The 17398-nt window shown below is 78.1% G+C and carries 13 protein-coding genes and 1 pseudogene; 4 read left to right on the top strand and 10 right to left on the bottom strand.

Annotated features, from left to right (window positions below; translation table 11 throughout):
• Nucleotides 1–28 precede the first annotated feature (28 nt).
• The 3 genes from C9F11_RS30460 to C9F11_RS30470 form a co-directional block, all read right to left on the bottom strand.
• Complete coding sequence (locus C9F11_RS30460) at nucleotides 29–1345, bottom strand: glycosyltransferase 87 family protein (RefSeq protein ID WP_138962263.1); 1317 nt, start codon at nucleotides 1343–1345, stop codon at nucleotides 29–31.
• A 168-nt stretch (nucleotides 1346–1513) separates the two neighbouring features.
• Nucleotides 1514–2134 (bottom strand): sigma-70 family RNA polymerase sigma factor, encoded by a 621-nt coding sequence (locus tag C9F11_RS30465; RefSeq protein ID WP_171075876.1) that lies wholly within the window; start codon nucleotides 2132–2134, stop codon nucleotides 1514–1516.
• 225 nt (nucleotides 2135–2359) lie between these two features.
• Nucleotides 2360–3229: a hypothetical protein gene (locus tag C9F11_RS30470; RefSeq protein ID WP_138962264.1), complete on the bottom strand. Its 870-nt coding sequence runs from the start codon at nucleotides 3227–3229 to the stop codon at nucleotides 2360–2362.
• A 463-nt stretch (nucleotides 3230–3692) separates the two neighbouring features.
• Between C9F11_RS30470 and C9F11_RS30475 the strand changes: the two genes are divergently transcribed.
• Complete coding sequence (locus C9F11_RS30475; RefSeq protein ID WP_138967169.1) at nucleotides 3693–4934, top strand: MFS transporter; 1242 nt, start codon at nucleotides 3693–3695, stop codon at nucleotides 4932–4934.
• Between the two features lies 1 nt (nucleotide 4935).
• Nucleotides 4936–6627 (top strand): hypothetical protein, encoded by a 1692-nt coding sequence (locus C9F11_RS48850; RefSeq protein WP_249401935.1) that lies wholly within the window; start codon nucleotides 4936–4938, stop codon nucleotides 6625–6627.
• Nucleotides 6628–6665: 38 nt separating this feature from the next.
• On the opposite strand, the gene C9F11_RS30485 is transcribed toward C9F11_RS48850, so the two are convergent.
• The gene (locus C9F11_RS30485; RefSeq protein WP_249401936.1) at nucleotides 6666–7832 is read right to left on the bottom strand and encodes an acyl-CoA dehydrogenase family protein; all 1167 of its coding nucleotides are present in this window, start codon (nucleotides 7830–7832) and stop codon (nucleotides 6666–6668) included.
• Between the two features lie 157 nt (nucleotides 7833–7989).
• Here C9F11_RS30485 and C9F11_RS30490 point away from each other — a divergent pair, with 157 nt between their 5' ends.
• Both C9F11_RS30490 and C9F11_RS30495 read left to right on the top strand, forming a co-directional pair.
• On the top strand, nucleotides 7990–9867 hold the full coding sequence (locus C9F11_RS30490) for a CoA transferase (RefSeq protein WP_138962265.1): 1878 nt from the start codon (nucleotides 7990–7992) through the stop codon (nucleotides 9865–9867).
• 264 nt (nucleotides 9868–10131) lie between these two features.
• Nucleotides 10132–11787 carry a class I adenylate-forming enzyme family protein gene (locus tag C9F11_RS30495; RefSeq protein ID WP_138962266.1) on the top strand — a complete coding sequence of 552 codons (1656 nt, stop codon included), beginning with the start codon at nucleotides 10132–10134 and terminating at the stop codon, nucleotides 11785–11787.
• 72 nt (nucleotides 11788–11859) lie between these two features.
• Here C9F11_RS30495 and C9F11_RS30500 read toward each other — a convergent pair whose 3' ends face one another.
• The 6 genes and pseudogenes from C9F11_RS30500 to C9F11_RS30525 form a co-directional block, all read right to left on the bottom strand.
• Nucleotides 11860–12681, bottom strand: coding sequence for a zinc ABC transporter substrate-binding protein (locus tag C9F11_RS30500; RefSeq protein WP_138962267.1), 822 nt, complete (start codon nucleotides 12679–12681; stop codon nucleotides 11860–11862).
• Nucleotides 12618–13505, bottom strand: a complete 888-nt coding sequence (locus C9F11_RS30505) for a metal ABC transporter permease (RefSeq protein ID WP_138962268.1) — start codon at nucleotides 13503–13505, stop codon at nucleotides 12618–12620. Before C9F11_RS30505 ends, C9F11_RS30500 begins: the two co-directional genes overlap by 64 nt.
• A 122-nt stretch (nucleotides 13506–13627) precedes the next feature.
• Nucleotides 13628–14257: pseudogene (locus C9F11_RS30510) on the bottom strand (ATP-binding cassette domain-containing protein); the annotation flags it as partial.
• Nucleotides 14258–14375: 118 nt separating this feature from the next.
• Nucleotides 14376–14870: a copper chaperone PCu(A)C gene (locus C9F11_RS30515; protein ID WP_138962270.1), complete on the bottom strand. Its 495-nt coding sequence runs from the start codon at nucleotides 14868–14870 to the stop codon at nucleotides 14376–14378.
• Complete coding sequence (locus C9F11_RS30520; protein ID WP_138962271.1) at nucleotides 14867–17149, bottom strand: heavy metal translocating P-type ATPase; 2283 nt, start codon at nucleotides 17147–17149, stop codon at nucleotides 14867–14869. Before C9F11_RS30520 ends, C9F11_RS30515 begins: the two co-directional genes overlap by 4 nt.
• On the bottom strand, nucleotides 17149–17370 hold the full coding sequence (locus C9F11_RS30525) for a hypothetical protein (RefSeq protein ID WP_138962272.1): 222 nt from the start codon (nucleotides 17368–17370) through the stop codon (nucleotides 17149–17151). The genes C9F11_RS30520 and C9F11_RS30525 overlap by 1 nt, the downstream gene beginning before the upstream one ends.
• Between the last annotated feature and the right edge of the window lie 28 nt (nucleotides 17371–17398).

Genomic DNA, 17398 nt, shown 5'->3' on the forward strand with positions numbered 1-17398 from the left:
GGGTGGGTTTTCCCTACCCCCACCACCCTCACGCCCGGCGCGTGCCCGCGCCCCGTACCCGTATCCGTACGTCCCCGCGCCTGCCGCCCACCGCGAGCCGCGGCCACACCACGAGGAGCACCGGCAGCGCCAGGTAGCCGAACCGGCCCGCCGGTGCCAGCAGGAACGCCGTGCACAGGCCCGCCGCGAGGCGGTCGGCCGCGGCCACGACGGTGGCGGGCGGGCGCAGGACGAGCGTCGCCGCGACCGCGGCTCCGCCGCACAGGAGCAGTGCCACCGCCGCGTACCAGCCGAGCGGGCCGAGGTCGGCGAGCAGCCGGCCGGGCAGGGGGCTCGCCGCGGGGGTGGGGACGTCGCCGCGCCCGGCGGGGAAGGCGAGGACCTGGCGGACCAGGGGGCCGGGCGCGAGCAGCGCGCTCGGCAGGGCGACGGCCACCGCCCCGGCGACCGCCGTGCCCGCGCAGCGCAGCGCCGCCCGGGCTCCCGTCACGTTGCCGAGCAGCGCCGCGGCGACCGCCACCGCGGGCCACGCCGTCCACTTGAGCGCGCACGCGGCGGCGAGGGCGAGGCCCGCCGCCACCGGCCTGTCGCGCGCGGCGAGCGCGAGCCCGAGGCAGCACAGGCCCGCGAGCGGGAGGTCCACGCCGCTCACGCTCAGCGGCAGGGCGACGACGGGCGAAGCGAGGAGAGCCGCCAGGCCGGTGCGGTACGTGCCCTGCGAGGCCGGGCGGCGCGGGCCCGTCCGCAGGCACGTCACCCCTGCCCTCAGGCACACCAGGAACACCCCCGCGCACCACAGCCGCGCGTCCCCGAGGACCCGCAGCGGCAGCGTGGCGTCGCCGCACAGGGCCCGGGGCAGCCCGAACAGCGCCATCCCGGGCAGGTAGGGGGTGTACTCGCCGACGTTCTGGGGGTCCGTCAGATACGGGCTCGCCTGCTGGACGAGGAGGACGCCCGAGCGCTCGATCACCCCGACCTCGCTCTGTCCGCGCCCGGTGAGCAGGAACGACGTCAGCGGTACGACGACGGCGCCCGCGACCGCGGACCCCAGCGACAGGGCGCGGGCCCGGGGCCGGGGCAGCCACCACGCGGCGAGCGCGGCTCCGGCGTACCCGGCCGCCGCGGAGAACCCCCAGGCGCGGTGCGTCGCCAGCGTGGAGAGGAGGGGGAACGCCAGGGCCCACGCGGCGGCGGCCAGCCAGCCCGCGACCCAGACGGCTCGGCGGGGCAGGGCGCCCGGCCACGTACGCGTACGTGGCCTCTCGGCGCGTGGCGGGGGAGTCGGGGTCGTCGGCTTGTCGATCAGCACCCGTCCATTGCAGCCGCGCGGTACGGGTGCGGTCATGACAGGCAGATCGAGTCTTTGTGGTCGGGTTTTCCCGACCACGTCCGGCCAGGTCCGACCACGTCCGGCCAGGTCCGACCACGTCCGGCCAGGTCCGGCCACGCCCGACCGAGGACGTGCGGAGGGGGGTGACGCCCCGCGGCGCCACCCCCCTTCAGCCGTGCCGGATCAGGCCGCGTCCAGGGCCTCGATCAGATTGGCGCGGGCCCGCGCCACCCGGGAGCGGACCGTGCCGACGGGGCAGCCGATGGCCGCGGCGGCCTCCGCGTACGGCTGCTGGAGGAGCTGGGTGAGGACGAACGCCTCGCGTCGCTCGGCCGGTATGCCCGCGAGGAGTTCGGCGAGCGCGATGCCGTCGTCGAAGCCGGGCAGGCCGCGCGGCTGGGCCTGCTCGGCGGCGGTCTGCCAGTCGTCGCGGTCGGAGAGGCGGGGCCGGGCGGCCGCGTGCCGCAGGCTGTCCACGACGGTGCGCCGCGCGATGGAGAGCAGCCAGGTCCGCGCCGACGAACGGCCCTCGAACCGGTGCAGGCTGCCGAGCGCCCGCAGGAACGTGTCCTGCGCGAGGTCGTCGGCGGCCTGCGGGTCGGCGCTCAGGTGGGCCACGTAGCGCAGTACGTCGCGGTGCAGGGCGCGTACGAAACGGTCGACGGCCTCCGGGTCGCCGTCGCGCGCGGCGAGCGCGAGCCGCGTGACGGGTTCGTCGGCGGCGTCGGTGCGGCGGCCCGTCGGTCGACAGGGCTGGCCTTTCGGGATCTTTCGGGCAGGTGGGGTCGCCAGGGCAGCAGTCATCGCCTGAGGTCCTTACGGGTGTCCGGAAACCGGAGGTGCAGCATCCGGAGTGCGGAGTTTCGGGATCCGGCCGCGACGGCGCGCGGCCGGTGAGGGGTCGTACGGCCCGGTGCCGCCGGGTGGGGCGGTGCGGGCCGATGCCCGGTGCGCGCACGACGAGGGGCGGCGCGGCGCCGGGCGGCGCCGGGCCGGGTCCGCCGTCGTGGCGGGCCGGGGTACCGGCTGTCAGCTGACAGCGATCCCGAGGGGTGGGCCCCGTGAGGTGATGGCGTGGACGAGGAGCAGCCGCCGCAGCCGCCGCGCGCGGTGGTCGCGGCGCGGGCGCAGGCGCGGCCGGTGCGCGGGCGGCGGCAGCCGGAAGGCGAGCCGCAGCGGCGCGACCAGCCAGCCCGCGACGGCCCGGCCGATGCGGAACGCGGCGCGTTCGCCGTACGCGAGCCACAGGCCGCACAGCAGGGCGGCGACCAGGTGCGCGGCGAGCATGCCCAGCGGCGACATGCCGCCCATGTCGTGCCCGGCGTGCATGCCGGACATCGCGTCGGACATGCCGCCCGGCAGCGCGTCGGACGTCCCGTCGGGCAGGGCGCCGCCGCCGTGGCCTCCCGCGGAGGTCATGTGGGTCATGTCGTGCGCGCCGGGCGTGGGGACGGCCGTCTCCTGCATGCCCATCGAGTGCCGGGTGTGCCCGGCGGCCTCGTGCATCCGGTCCGCGAGTCCCGCGTCGGTCACGGCGCGGAGCGCGTCCGCCTCCGACATGGTCCCCATGCCGTCCGCCCCGCAGAGCAGATGGCGGGCCCACTGCTGGGCGAGGGACGCCCCGCCGGACGCCGAGGACTGGGCCGCGGCCTGCGCGAGCGAGAACCACGTGTGCAGCGCGGCCTGTGCCACGACGGACGCGGTGGTCACCATGAGGACGCCGCGCTCACGCCCGGCCAGGAGCCAGGCCCCCGCGAACGTGGCGGCGCCCGCGCCCGGCAGCGCCCACCACGGCAGCGGGGACGCCGACATGAGGGCGTGGCCGGTGGCCGCGAGCAGCACACAGGCGGCCGCGAACACCGCGGCCCGTATCGCGCGACAGCTTCGGCCCCCAGACATGGCGGCCTCATCTTTGCATCCGCCCGGCGCGGCCAGCGGGCGGGTCCGGAATGTTCCGCACGGGGCCGCGGTGTGGCGCGGGTCACTGGAAGGGCCGGGAACTGGCGGGGCCGCGCGGCCGACTCCTGACCGGCCGACTGTCGAGCAGGGGAGCAGCCGCGTGGCGAGAGAGCAGGGAGACGCGACGGCGGGGGCCGGGAGCGGGTCCGCCGCGCCGCGTACGTCCGCTGTCGACGCGGCCGGAAGTGCCGCCGGTGCGGGCGGGAGCGAGGCCGTCGGTGCGGCCGGGGGTGACGCCGTCGGTGCGGCCGGGATTGAGGCCGCCGCCTCGCGTACGTCTGCTGTCGACGCGGCCGGGAGTGCCGCCGGTGCGGGCGGGAGTGACACCGTCGGTGCGGCCGTGGGCGGGGACCGGGGCGGTGCGCCGGCGCGGGGCGTGTCGACCGCGCTGCTCACCTGCGCCATGGCCTTCTCGATGCTCCAGCTCTTCCTGCTCGGCGCGCTCGGGCCGCGCCTGGTGGACGGCCTCGGCGTCTCGCCGACGACGCTCGGCCTGACCACGACGATCGGCTTCGGCACCGCCGCCGTGCTGTCGCCCGTCGGCGGCCGCGTCGTCGACCGGGTGGGACCGCGTCGCGCGCTGGCCGCGCTGCTCCTGCTCTCGGCGGTGGCCCTCGCGCTGATCGGCGCGGCGCCCGGCGCGGGCTTCCTGCTCGCGGCGGTCGCGCTCGGCGGTCTGCCGCAGGCGCTGGCCAACCCGGCCACGAACAAGGCGATCCTGGCGTCCGTGGAGCCCGCGCGGCGCGGCGCGGTGACCGGCATGAAGCAGTCGGGCGTCCAACTGGGGGCATTCGCGGCGGGCCTGCCCCTGGCGGGGCTCGCCGGGTGGCTCGGCTGGCGCGCGGCGGTGTGGACGGCGGCGGGCGCGGCGGTGCTGACGGCGGTGTGGGCGCTGCGCGCGCTGCCCGCGGCCGCGCCTGCGGGAGGCGGGCCCCGGCGGGCTGCGGGCGCCGCCGGGGCTGCGGGGGCTGCGGGGTCCGCGCCCGCGGGGTCTGCGGCAGGCGGGCCCCGGCGGCCCGCCGGGGTCGCGCCTTCTCGGACCGGCGGGGCCGCTTCGCTGCTGCCGCGCGGCGCCATCGCCTGGCTCGCGGCCTTCTCGCTGCTGCTCGGCTGCGGCATCGCGTCGGTCAACACCTACCTCGCGCTGTACGGGTCGGACCGCCTCGACCTGCCGCCGGTGGCCGCCGCCGCGCTGGTGGCGGTGCTCGGCGTGGCCGGGATCGGCGGGCGCGTGGCCTGGTCGAGGGCGGCGACCCCCGGCCGGGCGCCGTGGCTGCCGGGGTGGCTCGCGGCGGGGGCGGTCGGCGCGGCGCTGCTGCTCGCCGCCGCGGCGGCGGTGGGCCCGCTGGTGTGGCTCGCGGCGGTCGCCGTCGGGGTGTTCGCGGTGTCGGCCAACGCGGTCTCCATGGTCCTAGTCATGCAGCGCGCCGCGCCCGGCCGCGCGGGCCAGGACTCGGCCCTCGTCTCCGCGGGCTTCTTCGCGGGCTTCGCCCTGGGCCCGCCCCTCTTCGGCGTCCTCGCGGACGCGGACCGCTACGGCTGGGGCTGGGCGCTGGTCGCGGCGGAGTTCGCGGGGGCGTGCGCGGTGGGTCTGACGTGGGCGGTACGGGAGCGGGGCGCGCGGCGCCGGGCGGGGGAGGCCTGACGTGCGCGGACCCGAGGAGCCCCCCGTCTGGGCCGGGCCGGCCCTGCGCGCCGTGCTCGACCGGGCCGCCCTGACCCGGGCCGAGGCCGGCGCCCGCTTCCCGCTGTTCGCCGACCCCGGAACCGGTACGTGGACGACGACCCGGCGCGGTGCCTGGACCGGCGGCTTCTGGGCGGGCCTGCTGTGGCTGCGCGCCCGCGCCACGGGCACGGCGGAGGACCACCGCGCCGCGGCGGAGTGCACGGCCCGGCTCGCCCACTGGCTCCACGCGGACACGGCGACACGCGGCCTGATCCTCTGGTACGGCACGGCTTCGACGGGGCCCGTCACGGCAGCGGAGCCCCCGGCCGCCCCGGACCGATCCCCGGCCCCGGACCCCACCTCCGCCCCGGACCCCACCTCTGCGCCGGGCCCCGCCTCCGCCCCGGGCCCCGCCTCCGCCCCGGGCCGCGCCTCTGCGCCGGGCCCCGCTCCCGTGCCGGATCGTGCCTCCCCGCCGGGGGCCGCTCCCGCGGTGGACGATGCTCCCCGGTCGGGTTCCGCTCCTGCGCCGGACCTTGCCTCTGCGCTCGACCTCGCCTCCGCGGCGGGTCCCAGCGCCGCCCCCGGCCTCGCCTCCCCGCCGGGGGCCGCTCCCGCGGCGGATGATGCTCCTCGGTCGGGTTCCGCTTCCGCGCCGGGCCGCGCTCCCCGGCCACGTCCCGCTCCCGCGCCGGACGATGCTCCCCGGTCGGGGTCCGCCGCCGCGCCGGGTCGGGCGTCCGCGCCGTTCCCGGCCGCCGCGTCGGACGGTGCCGCCCCGGCGCGGGCGGAGAGCGCCGCAGGGCCGGATGACGCTGCCGCGACGGGGTCTGCTGCCGCGCGCGTGGAGGGCCCTGCCGTGCCACGGTCTGCTGCCGCGCGGGTGGAGGGAACTGCCGCGTCGGGCCCTGTCCCTGGGGCGGGCCCCGCCCCCACCCCCGAAGCCCTGCGTGCCGAAGCCGCCCGGGTCTGTCTCGACGCCCTCGACCCCGGCCTGGGCCTCGTCCCCTGGGGCGCGGCCTTCGGCGGGCCGAGGCTCGTGGCGCGGGCCGATGCCGTGCCCGGGCTCGTGCCGCTGCTCGCCGCGGCGGGGCCGCGCGGGGCACAGGCCGCCGCCGCGCATCTGCACCGGCACCTGGACCTGTGCCGGGCCGGAGCCATGGCCTGGCGGTACGTGCCGGGCAGCGGCTGGCGGCCGCTCGCCGAACCGGCGCCCGGCTGGAGCCGCGGCCGTGCCTGGCTGCTGCTCGCGGTCGCGGACGCGCTGGCGCGCGCGGACGCCGACAGCGACCCCGCGGGGTGGCGCCCGGAGCGGCTGCGCCGGGCCGCGGCCCGGCTCGGCGCGTCCCCGACTCCGGGGGAACCCCTCGTGCCGCCCGCCGACACCGCCGAGCCCGGCGGCTTCCCGGACACCTCCGCCGCCGCGATCACCGCCGTCGCGCTGCTCAAGCTCGCCGCGCTGCCCGGCGCCGACGCCGGGCGGCTCACGCGGCGCGCGACCGCCGTCCTGCACCGCCTGGTGACCGCCCACCTGAGGGACGGGATGCTGCTCGACGGCTGCTACGACGCCGCCACCGGCACCGCCCAGCAGCACGAACTGATCTGGGGCGACTACTTCCTGGCCCTCGGCCTCGCCCTCCTCACCGGCCTCGTCCGCCCCGGCGACGTATAGACGTCGACGTATAGACGTAGGGACGCAGGAGGACGGAGTCACGCGTAGGCGTCCAGGACGCGGCGCGCCACCGACGTGACGTGCAGCTCGTCCGGGCCGTCGAGGATCCGTGCGGCGCGGGCCGTGCGCAGCAGCGCGGGCAGCGGGGTGTCGGGGCCGAGCCCGGCGGCGCCGTGGACCTGGATCGCCGCGTCCACGACCTGGTGCAGGGCGCGGGCCGCGGCGACCTTCGCGAGGCCCACCTCGACGTGCGCGTCCTCGCCCGCGGCGAGCCGCGCGACCGCCTCGTGGACCAGCGGCCGCGTCGTCCGCAGCGCGAGCAGGGACTCGAAGACGTGCTGCTGTACGAGTTGGTGCGTGTGCAGCGGGCCGCGGGCGCCGCCGCGGGTGGCGGCGCGCCGGGCCAGCAGGTCGAAGGCCCGCTGGGCCTGCCCGAGCCAGCGCAGGCTGCGCAGGGTACGGCCGAGCTGGAGCCGTTCGGCGGCGACGGCGAGGCCCGCGCCGCGCTCGCCGACGAGGTGGTCGCCGGGCACGCGGACGTCGTCGAGGGCGATCTCCCACTGGCCGCTCGCGCCGAGCACGGGCAGCTCGCGCACGACGCGGAAGCCGGGCGAGCGCGTCGGCACGACGAACAGCGACAGGCCGTGCCGGTCCCGCGGCGCGCCGTCGGTGCGGGCGAGCACGGTCACCAGGTCCGCGCCCGCCGCGCCGGACGTGAACCACTTGCGGCCGCTGACCACCCAGTCCCCGTCGGCGCGCCGCACCGCCGTGGTCGCGGTCAGGAACGGGTCGGTGCCGGGGCGTTCCGGTTCGGTCATCGCGTAGCAGGCGCGCAGCCCGCCCTCGACAAGGCCGGGGAGATACGCGGCACGGACGCGGTCGCTGCCGTGCCGCAGCAGCATCCGTACGTCGAGCAGCGGCGCGGAGCCGAGCGCGGCGGGCCCGTGGTCGCTGGCGCCCTCCGCCTCCGCGTGTTGCGCGTACGCGCTCAAGTCGAGGCCCTGGCCGCCCAGTTCGGCGGGCAGCGGCAGGGCCCACAGGCCCGCGTGCCGGGCCCGGTCCCGCAGCGCGCGCAGCGCCTCGGCGGCCTCGGGCCCGCCCGCGTCCAGGACGTCCTCGCGGGGCATGACGTGCTCCCGTACGAACGCCCCGACGCGCTCGCCGAGCCCCGCGTCCGTACCGTCCCGCTCCTTCAACTCCGTCACTGGCGCCACCGCTTCCTTCCGTTCGCCGGGAACCCGCGGGCCCGGGCGCCCGACTGACTCTCCATGGAACTGGTCGGGCGCCGACGCCCCCGAGTTCCCGCCTTCGCGGCGGCCCCGGTGCGGCGGCCGCCGCACCGGAAGAGGAGACACGACGGACATGACCCAGGCAGCGTCACAAGACCTCACCGCACGGGCCGGGGCGCGGCCCCTCGACGCGTTGCGCTGCGACATCGGCGGGCCCCCCGAGCTGACCGACGTCGTCGCGGCGCACCTGCGGCTGCTCGGCGCGCGGACGTTCCGGTCGGACGACGGGGGCGACAGCGGCCGGGCGGTGCTCGGCGGCGGGGGGTTCGGGCCGCTGGAGGCGGAGGTGCTGTGGGCGGGCCCGGTGGGCGCGTCCCGCGACGCCGTGGCCGCGCACGCGGGCGCCGTCCACGTGGATGGCGCCCCCGTCGCCCCCGTCGCCCCCGTCGGCTCCGGGGGCCCTGTGGGCCCGGGGGCCGTCCTCGGCGCCGTTCACGACGAGGCCACCGCCCAGGCCGTCACCGGTGTCATGGCCGTGCACGGGCGCCGCGACGGCACCCCGCGCGGCCTCGGCGTCGACTACACCGCGACCGCCGCGGGCGTCCTCGCCGTCCAGGGCCTGCTCGCCGGGCTCGTCGCGGAGGCCCGCGGCGGGTCGGCGGGCCGGGTGACGACGAGCGCGGTGCGCGCGGGCCTGCTCGCCGTCTCGCAGTACGCCGCGGCCGCCGGGGCCGACGAGGGCGAGGCGGCGCCGCTCGCGCCGGGCGGGCCGCCGTTCACCTCCGCCGACGGCGTGGTCTTCGAACTGGAGACCCTCGACCCCGGCGCCTGGGCCGCGTTCTGGAGGGCCCTCGGCGCGCCCGCCGACGCGCTGCGGGCGGGCTGGCGCCCCTTCCAGTTCCGGTACGCCACCGCCTGCGCGCCCTTCCCCGAGGCCCTGCACACCACCGTGCGCGGCGCCGCCTGGAGCCGGGTCCAGGCGGCCGCCGCCGCGTCCGGGGCCGAGGTGTGCGCGCTGCGCACGCTCGCCGAGCGCGCCGCCGAGCACGACCACGCGCCGCCGTGGACGCTCACGCCGTACGGCCCCGGCGGGCTCGTGAGGCCCCGTCAGGTCCCCACCGCCGACCGGCCCCTGGCCGGGATCACCGTCCTGGAGGCGGGGCGCCGCATCCAGGCCCCGCTGGCCGCGCACCTGCTGCGGCTCCTCGGGGCCGACGTCGTACGGATCGAGCCGCCGGGCGGCGACCCGCTGCGCGGCATGCCGCCCGCGTGCGGCGGCGTCTCCGCCCGCTGGCTCGCCCTCAACCGCGGCAAGGACGCCGTGGAGGCCGACATCAAGTCCCCCTCCGGCCGCCGCAGACTGCGCGACCTCGTCGCCGACGCGGACGTCTTCCTGCACAACTGGGCGCCGGGCAAGGCCGCGCAGCTCGCCCTGGACGCGGACGACCTCGCGCGGGTCAACCCCGGTCTCGTGTACGCGTACACGAGCGGCTGGGCGGGCCGGATCGACGGCGCGCCCATGGGCACGGACTTCATGGTCCAGGCGCGTGCCGCCGTCGGCGAGGCCGTGCGGCCCGCCGACGAGCCGCCCGCGCCCTCCCTGATGACGCTCCTCGACGTCCTCGGCGGGCTGCTCGGGGCGGAGGCCGTGCTCGCGGGGCTGCTGCTGCGGGAGCGGGCCGGGGGGCGGGGCGTGCGGGTCGACTCCTCGCTGCTCGGGGCCGCCGACCTGCTGGTCGGGCCCGCCCTCGCGCGGGGCGCGCGCCGTCCCGCCGGGTTTCGGCGGCCCCTGCGGACCGCGGACGGGTGGGTGGCTCCGGGGGACGGGTGCGCGGGGGCCGTCGCCGCGTACGACCTCGGCGGTCTGGCCTCCGCCGACGCGGTGGGGCTGCTCGCTTCGCACGGGCTGGGGGCCGTCGTGGTCGCTTCCGGGCCGGGGGAGCCGGCGGGGGCCCTCGGCCGTGACGGGCATGGCGCGCCGGTGGTGCCCGACCCCTGGAGCTTCGGCTAGCGGCCGCTCCCTCGCGGGGCGCCCCAGGCCCGCCCCTTCCCGATCCGGGGGCTGCCGCCCCCGTGCCCCCGCTTTTCGGCGCTTCGCGCCTCGTCCTCAAACGCCGGACGGGCTGGATGGTGCCGCTTGCGGCTGTGTTTCAGCCTCTCCGGCGTTTGAGGAGCGGGGGTCTGGGGGCGGAGCCCCCAGGAAGCGGGAAGGGGCGGGCCTGGGGCGCCCCGCGAAGGCCCCACCCTCACCTCTCATCCAGCCCAAGGAGCCCCCATGCCCCCCGCCCTCCACGACCTCCTCCCCGCCGCCCTCCGCAGGAGCTGGGCGGTGGAGGGGGTCTGTCCCGACCTCGACCTGTACAGCCTGTTCCGGGCGCGGCAGGTCAGCGATCTGCATCGCGCGGCCGTCGTCGACGGCAAGGGCAAGCTCTGTTACACCGCCCTGGACCGCAAGGTCCGATGTCTGGCCGTCGGGCTCAGAGGGCTCGGCATAGGACCGGGCGACGTCGTCGGCGTCCAGCTGCCCAACGGGCGCGACGCGGTCGTCACCGACCTCGCCCTCGCCGCCCTCGGCGCGGTCGCGCTGCCCTACCCCGTCGGCCGGGGCCCGGCGGAGGCCACGAGCCTGCTGCGCCGCGCGGAGGCCGTCGCGGTGGTCGTGGCGGCGGAGCACCGGGGCGCGCACCCGGCGCGGGCGCTCGCCGAGGCGCGGGCCGCCCTGCCCGCGCTGCGCCACGTCGTCGCGGCGGGCCGGGGCCCGCGGCCCGAAGGGGCGTTCACCCTGCGGGAGTTGCTGCGCGCCGACCCGAAGGACTTCGTGGCCGCGCGGCCCGACCCGGACGGCCCCGCCCGCATCCTGGTCTCCTCCGGGTCCGAGGCCGAGCCGAAGATGGTCGCCTATTCGCACAACGCCCTGGCGGGCGGCCGCGGCAACTTCTTCGCCTCGCTCATGCCCGCCGGGGCGAGACCGCCGCGCTGTCTCTTCCTGGTGCCGCTGGCCTCGGCGTTCGGCTCCAACGGCACGGCCGTCGCCCTCGCCCGGCACGGCGGCACGCTCGTCCTGCTCGACCACTTCACGCCCGAGGCCGCGATCGCCGCGATCCGGGAGCACGAGCCCACGCACGTCCTCGGCGTACCGACCATGGCCCGGATGATCCTGGACCGGCTCGCGGCCGACGGCGGGACGCTGCCGCCGCCCACCGCGCTCGTGCTCGGCGGCTCCCCGCTGGACGCCACCACGGCGGCCGCCGCGCGGGAGGCCTTCGGCTGCCCCGTCGTGAACCTCTACGGCTCCGCCGACGGCGTCAACTGCCATACGGGGCTCGAAGGACACGAGGAGGGCTCCGCCCCGGAGCACGGCGTCGTGGCGGGGCGGCCCGACCCCCGCGTCGCCGACATCCGCGTCGCCGACCCCGCCACCCACGAGCCCGTGCCGGACGGCGCCGTCGGCGAGATCGTGGCGCGCGGCCCGATGACCCCGCTGTGCTACGTCGGCGCCCCCGAGCTCGACGCCCGCTACCGCACCCCCGACGGCTGGGTCCGCACCGGCGACCTCGGCCTGATCGACGGCGGCGGCGTGCTGCACGTCGTCGGCCGCCTCAAGGACGTGGTGATCCGTGGCGGCGCCAACATCAGCCCGGCCGAGGTGGAGCGCGAGCTGAGCGCCCATCCGCTGATCCGGGACGTGGTGTGCGTCGGCGTCCCCGACCCGGTCATGGGGGAGCGGCTCGCGGCCTGCGTGGTGCCCGTCTCCGACGGCCGGGACGGGGCGCCGCTGACCCTCGACGCGCTCGGCGAGCACCTCGCGGGGCGGGGTCTGGACCGGGCCAAGCACCCCGAACGGCTGCTGCTCGTGCCGGAGATGCCGCTGACCCCGGCGGGCAAGCCGGACCGCACGGCCCTGCGGGAGCGGGCGGCCGCCGGTTCCTGACACGCGCGAGGGGCCCCGCCGGTCCGGACCGGCGGGGCCCCTTCAGCCGCGCGTGCTGCTCCGCCGCGCGTGCTACTCCGCCCGCAGCGCCTTCTTCAGCTGGGCCGCCGCGTTCCGGTACACCGGCAGCAGGTCCAGGTCGTCCCCGGGGTAGTTGACGATCTTCAGCTGTTCGGCGCCGGAGCCGGGCAGGACCGTGCCGGTCGACATGTGCGCGTTGTCGAGCACCAGCGCGGGCTTCTTCGCGGCCAGCTCGGCGACCTGGGAGGCCTTCACGGGCTCGGGGCCGTACGTGCCGACGGTGCGGGCGCCCGCCATCCGCGCGGACCAGGTGGTGAAGACCTGGCTGACCGCGGTGGGCGCCTTGCCGCCCGGCCAGGCCGACTTGAGGTCCGCGGACAGCTTCGCGTACAGGCGCTCGAAGGACGTCTTCCACTTCTTCGCGGACACCTCGGTGCCGAAGAGGCCGCCGAGCCGGGTCACCTCGCCGGTGGCCTTGCCCGCGTCGTTGTCGAGGTTGACCTGGACGAGCTCGGCCTTCGAGCCCGCCGCCTCCTTGATCTTGTCGGCGTACGGCTCGAAGGGCGCGTACAGCACGAAGTCGGCCTTCGCGACGGCCGCGAGGTCGGAGGGCTTGGGGTCGTAGTCCGGGGCGTGGTGCGTGGACGGCGGCACCAGGACGGTGACGTCCTTGGCCCCGGCGGCCTTGGCGAACGCGCCCTCCCAGGTGGTGGTGGCGACGACCACGGGCCCGCCGCCCTCGCCCGCGTCGGTCTTCTTCGGCTGGTTCTCGTCGGCGCAGGCGGTGGCCGTGAGGGCGAGGGCGGCGCTCAGTGCCACGGCCCCGGCCGTGCGGGAGAGGTGCTGGGGGATGCGGACGCCGGTGCGCGCCATGAGGTGATGCTCCGTTCGGGGATGAGGTGGACGGCGAGGACGACGGCCCCCGCCAGCAGGACGAGGACGGGCCCGGGAGGCCAGTCCAGCCACAGGGCGAGCAGGAAGCCCGTGGTGTTCACGACGACGCCGATGGCCACGGCCCACAGTGCGATCGTGGTGAGCCGGTCGCCGAGGCGGCGCGCGGCGAGCGCGGGAAGCAGCGTGAGCGCGTCGACGAGCAGCGCGCCGGTCAGCTTGATCGCCCCGCCCACCGCGACGGCGACCAGGACGAGCAGCACCACGGTGAGCCCGCCGACGGGCACCCCGGAGCACTGCGCCAGCTCACGGTCGTACAGCAGCAGCGCGAGGTCGCGGCGCCGCCACAGGAACAGCGCCGGTACGGCGACGGCGAGCACCGCGACGACGACGATGTCGGCGGTGGTGACCGACAGGATCGACCCCCACAGGAGCGCGAACGCGCCGGAGGCGTTGACCCCGGCCACCGAAAGGACGAGCAGCGCGGCCGCGACGGCCATGCTCATCAGCAGGCCCATCGCGCCCGACAGGCCGTCCGGCGTGCGGGCCAGGGGGGCCACGCCCGCGCCCGCGAGCGCGCAGGCCACCAGGGCGCACAGCATCGGGTCGAGCCCGGTGAGCAGCCCCACGGCGATGCCGAGCAGCGCGACGTGCATCATCGCGAACCGCACCGGCATGATGTCGAGCCCGACGATCACGACGCCGACGACGGGCAGGCCGACGGCGGCGAGCAGCAGCGCGAACCCGGCGCGCTGCACCGGCACGAGCTGGAGCATGAGGCCGAGGTCGGCGGTGGCGAGGGTCATCCGGCCGCCCCCCTTCCGAGGCCGACCGGTGGCACTTCGCGCGGCCCCGGGGCGGTGGACGGCACTTCGCGCGAACCCGGGGCGGCCGGTGGCATCTGGCGCGCACCCGGGCCGGTGGGCGGCACCTCGCGCAGGCGGCCCGCCGCCATGTCCAGGACGCGGTCGCACGCCGCGGCGAGCGTCCGGTCGTGCGTGACGACCAGGAGCGTGACGGGCAGCGAGGTGAGCAGCTCGGCGGCCTCCTCCTGGCCCGCGAAGTCCAGGGCGGCGGTGGGCTCGTCCGCGAGCAGCACCCCGGCACCGGCGGCGACACAGCCCACCGCGCGCGCCAGATAGGTCCGCTGGAGCTGGCCGCCGGACAGGGTGTGCAGCGGCTTGCGGCGCAGCCCGCCGACGCCGAGGCCGTCCGCCGCGTCCGCCGCCGGGCCCGGGGCGCCGCTGGAGTCCAGCAACTCGCCCGCGAGCAGCGGGAAGCGGCCCGTCGCGGGCTTCTGCGGCACCCACGCGCAGGCGCGCCGCCGCCAGGCCCGGTCGGCGGCCGAGCGGGTGCCGCGCCCGCCGACGAGGACCGTGCCGCGGGTCTGCCGGTGCAGCCCCAGCACGGCCCGCAGGAGCGTGGACTTGCCGGAGCCGTTCGTCCCGGTCAGGGCCACGCGCTCGCCCGCCGCGACCTCCAGGTCCACGCCGTCCACGGCGACGACGCGCCCGTGCCCGCAGGTCACGTCGCGCAGCTGTACCTCAAGCCCGCCCATCGGCCCTCACGCGCCTTCCTTCCGCCGCCTCGGCTCACGCCGTGTGCCGCAGTAGTCGGACGGGCGGCGCGGGCAGTTCCCGTACGTCCCGACTCCGGTCGCGCCGTGCCGGCGCCTGTCAGCTGCCGGGCCGCACCACCAGGGCCGTCACCCGCACCTCGCCGCTGTGCCGGAACGTCAGGACGAACGGCACCTCGGCGCCGAGCCGCAGGGCCCGCTTCGGGCGGAGCATCACGTCGAGCCCGTCGGGCTTCATGGTGATCCGCCTGCCCGCGGGCACGGTCGCCGACTCCACCATCCGCATCGACTCGACGTTCGCGCCCGCGCGCTCCACGGTCCGGCTGAGCATCACGTCGACGGCGGCGGGCGAGCGCACGGACTCCAGGACGTCGTCGGAGTCGCCGGAGTTGGTGATCCGGAAGAACGCGGCGGTCTCCGCGACGCTGCCGTAGGTCAGGAACACCCGCCCGCCCGTCACCGAGATCCGTGCGGGCCCGCCCGCGGCACCGGCCGCGACCCAGGCCGAGAGCCCGCCCAGGGTCAGCGCGGCGGCCAGGACCGGTGCGAGCGCGGCGAGCAGGCCGGGGCGCAGCCGCGCGTACAGGGAGCTCATCGGCGGTTCCTCTCCCGTGCCGCGCGCGGCACCGGCTCCCACGTCCGCAGACGCAGGCTGTTGGCGACCACGAGCAGGGAGCTCGCGGACATGGCGACGGCCGCCGTCATCGGGCCGAGGCGGCCCACCGCGGCCAGCGGCACGGCGAGCGCGTTGTAGCCGAACGCCCAGACGAGGTTGGCGCGGATCGTGGCCAGGGTGCGCCGGGCGAGCCGCACGGCCACCGCGGCCGCGCCGATGTCGCCGCCCGCGAGCGTCACGTCGGCCGCGCCGATCGCCGCGTCGGTGCCGCAGCCCATGGCGATGCCCAGGTCGGCGCGGGCGAGCGCGGCGGCGTCGTTCACGCCGTCGCCGAGCACCGCGACGCGGCGGCCCTGCGCGCGCAGCCGCCCGACGAGTTCGGCCTTCTCCTCGGGCGTGCAGCGCGCGTGCACCTCGGCGATGCCGAGTTCGGCGGCCACGGCGTGCGCGGTCGCCGCCCGGTCGCCGGTGGCGAGCACCGGCTCGACGCCGAGGCGCCGCAGCCGGTCCACGGCGCGGTAGCTGCCGGGCCGCAGCACGTCGCCGACGGCGACGACCGCCTCGTCGACGCCGTCCACACGGACGAGGACGGCGGTGCGGGCGGCCTCCTCCGCCTCGGCGAGCGCGGCGGCGAGCACGTCCGGCAGCGCGTCGCCGGGCACCCGCACCTCCACGCGGCGGCCCTCCACCACACCGCCGACACCGGTGCCGGGCGTCGCCAGGAACCCGTCGACCGGCGGCAACGCCGCGTCGTCCAGGCGCTGGCGGGCGTACGTCACCAGGGCGCGGCCCAGCGGGTGCTCCGAGCCCTGCTCCACGGCCCCGGCGAGCCGCACCACCGCGGCCTCGCCGAGGCCGCCGGGCACGGCGGTGACGCGCGCGACGGTCATGTTCCCGGTGGTGAGCGTGCCGGTCTTGTCCAGGACGACGGTGTCGACGTGCCGCAGCGCCTCCAGGGCCCGCGGCCCGCTGACGAGGACGCCGAGCTGGGCGCCGCGCCCGGTGGCGGCGAGCAGCGCGGTGGGCGTGGCGAGGCCGAGGGCGCAGGGGCAGGCGACGACGAGCGCCGCCACGGCCGCGGTCACGGCGGCCTGCGGGTCGGCCCCGGCGCCCAGCCAGAAGCCGAGCACGGTGACCGCGAGGGTGAGGACCACGGGCACGAACACGCCCGCCGCGGTGTCCGCGAGGCGCTGGGCGCGGGCCTTGCCGGTCTGAGCCTCCGTCACCATCTTCGTGATCCGCGCCAGTTGGGTGTCCGCGCCGACCGCGGTGGCCCGGACGACGAGCAGGCCGCCCGCGTTGACCGCGCCGCCGACGACGGCCTGCCCGGGTGCGGCCTCCACCGGTTCGCTCTCGCCGGTGACGAGCGACACGTCGAGCGCGGACGCGCCCGACACCACGACGCCGTCGGTGGCGACGCGCTCACCGGGCCGCACGGTGAACTCCTGGCCCACCCGCAGCAACCCGACGGGCACGCGCCGCTCGGTGCCGTCCGGGCCGCGCACCGCCACGTCCTTGGCGGCGAGTTCGGCGAGCGAGCGCAGCGCCGCGCCCGTGCCGTGGCGGGCCCGCGCCTCCAGGAACCGCCCGGCGAGCACCGAGAGCGGCACCCCGACCGCCGCCTCCAGATACAGGTGCGCGGCCCCGCCCCCGGCGGACGGCAGGAACGCGAAGGGCATCCGCATGCCCGGCTCGCCCGCCCCGCCGAGGAACAGCGCGTACGCCGACCAGGAGAAGGACGCGGCGACGCCGAGCGACACCAGGGTGTCCATGGTGGCCGCCCCGTGCCTGAGGCCCCGCAGCGCCCGCTGGTGGAAGGGCCAGGCGCCCCACACCGCCACCGGTGCCGCGAGGACGAAGCACAGCCACTGCCAGTTGCGGAACTGCCAGGCGGGCACCATCGACAGGGCAAGGACCGGCAGCGAGAGCAGCGCGGTGACGAGCAGCCTGGTGCGCTCGGCCCGAGCGCCGTCGTCCTCGGCGGTCTCGCCCGCCGCCCGCTCGGGCGCGGGCGGCGCGGGCACCTCCGCCGTGTAGCCCGCCCGTACGACGACCGCGATCAGCTCCTGCGCGCCGGTGTCCGCCGGATGCGTCACCTGGGCCCGCCCGGTGGCGAGGTTGACGCTCGCGCTGACCCCGTCGAGCTTGCCGAGCCGCTTCTCGACGCGGTTCACGCACGCGGCGCAGGTCATGCCGCCGATCACCAGGTCGGTGGTCGTCACCCCGGGCGCGGGGGCCGTACCGGTGGCGGTGTCCATCAGCCGTGCCCTCCGTGCCCGCCGCCGTGGCCGCCTCCGGAGCCGCCGTCCCCGTCGGACGTCGAGGACCGCATGCCCGGCGCCACCGGTCCCACGGAGTCGCCCACTTGGTACGCGACGACGAAGACGACGGCGAGCAGCGCGAGGAACCCGAGCAGGGCGGGCGGGGGCCGCCAGGCGCGCGGCGGGGGTGACCCGGAGGGTCTGGACGGACTGGGCATCGGCGCTCCCGAGGCTGAGGCGGTGGCG

The sequence above is a fragment of the Streptomyces sp. YIM 121038 genome (assembly GCF_006088715.1).
Lineage (GTDB): Bacteria > Actinomycetota > Actinomycetes > Streptomycetales > Streptomycetaceae > Streptomyces.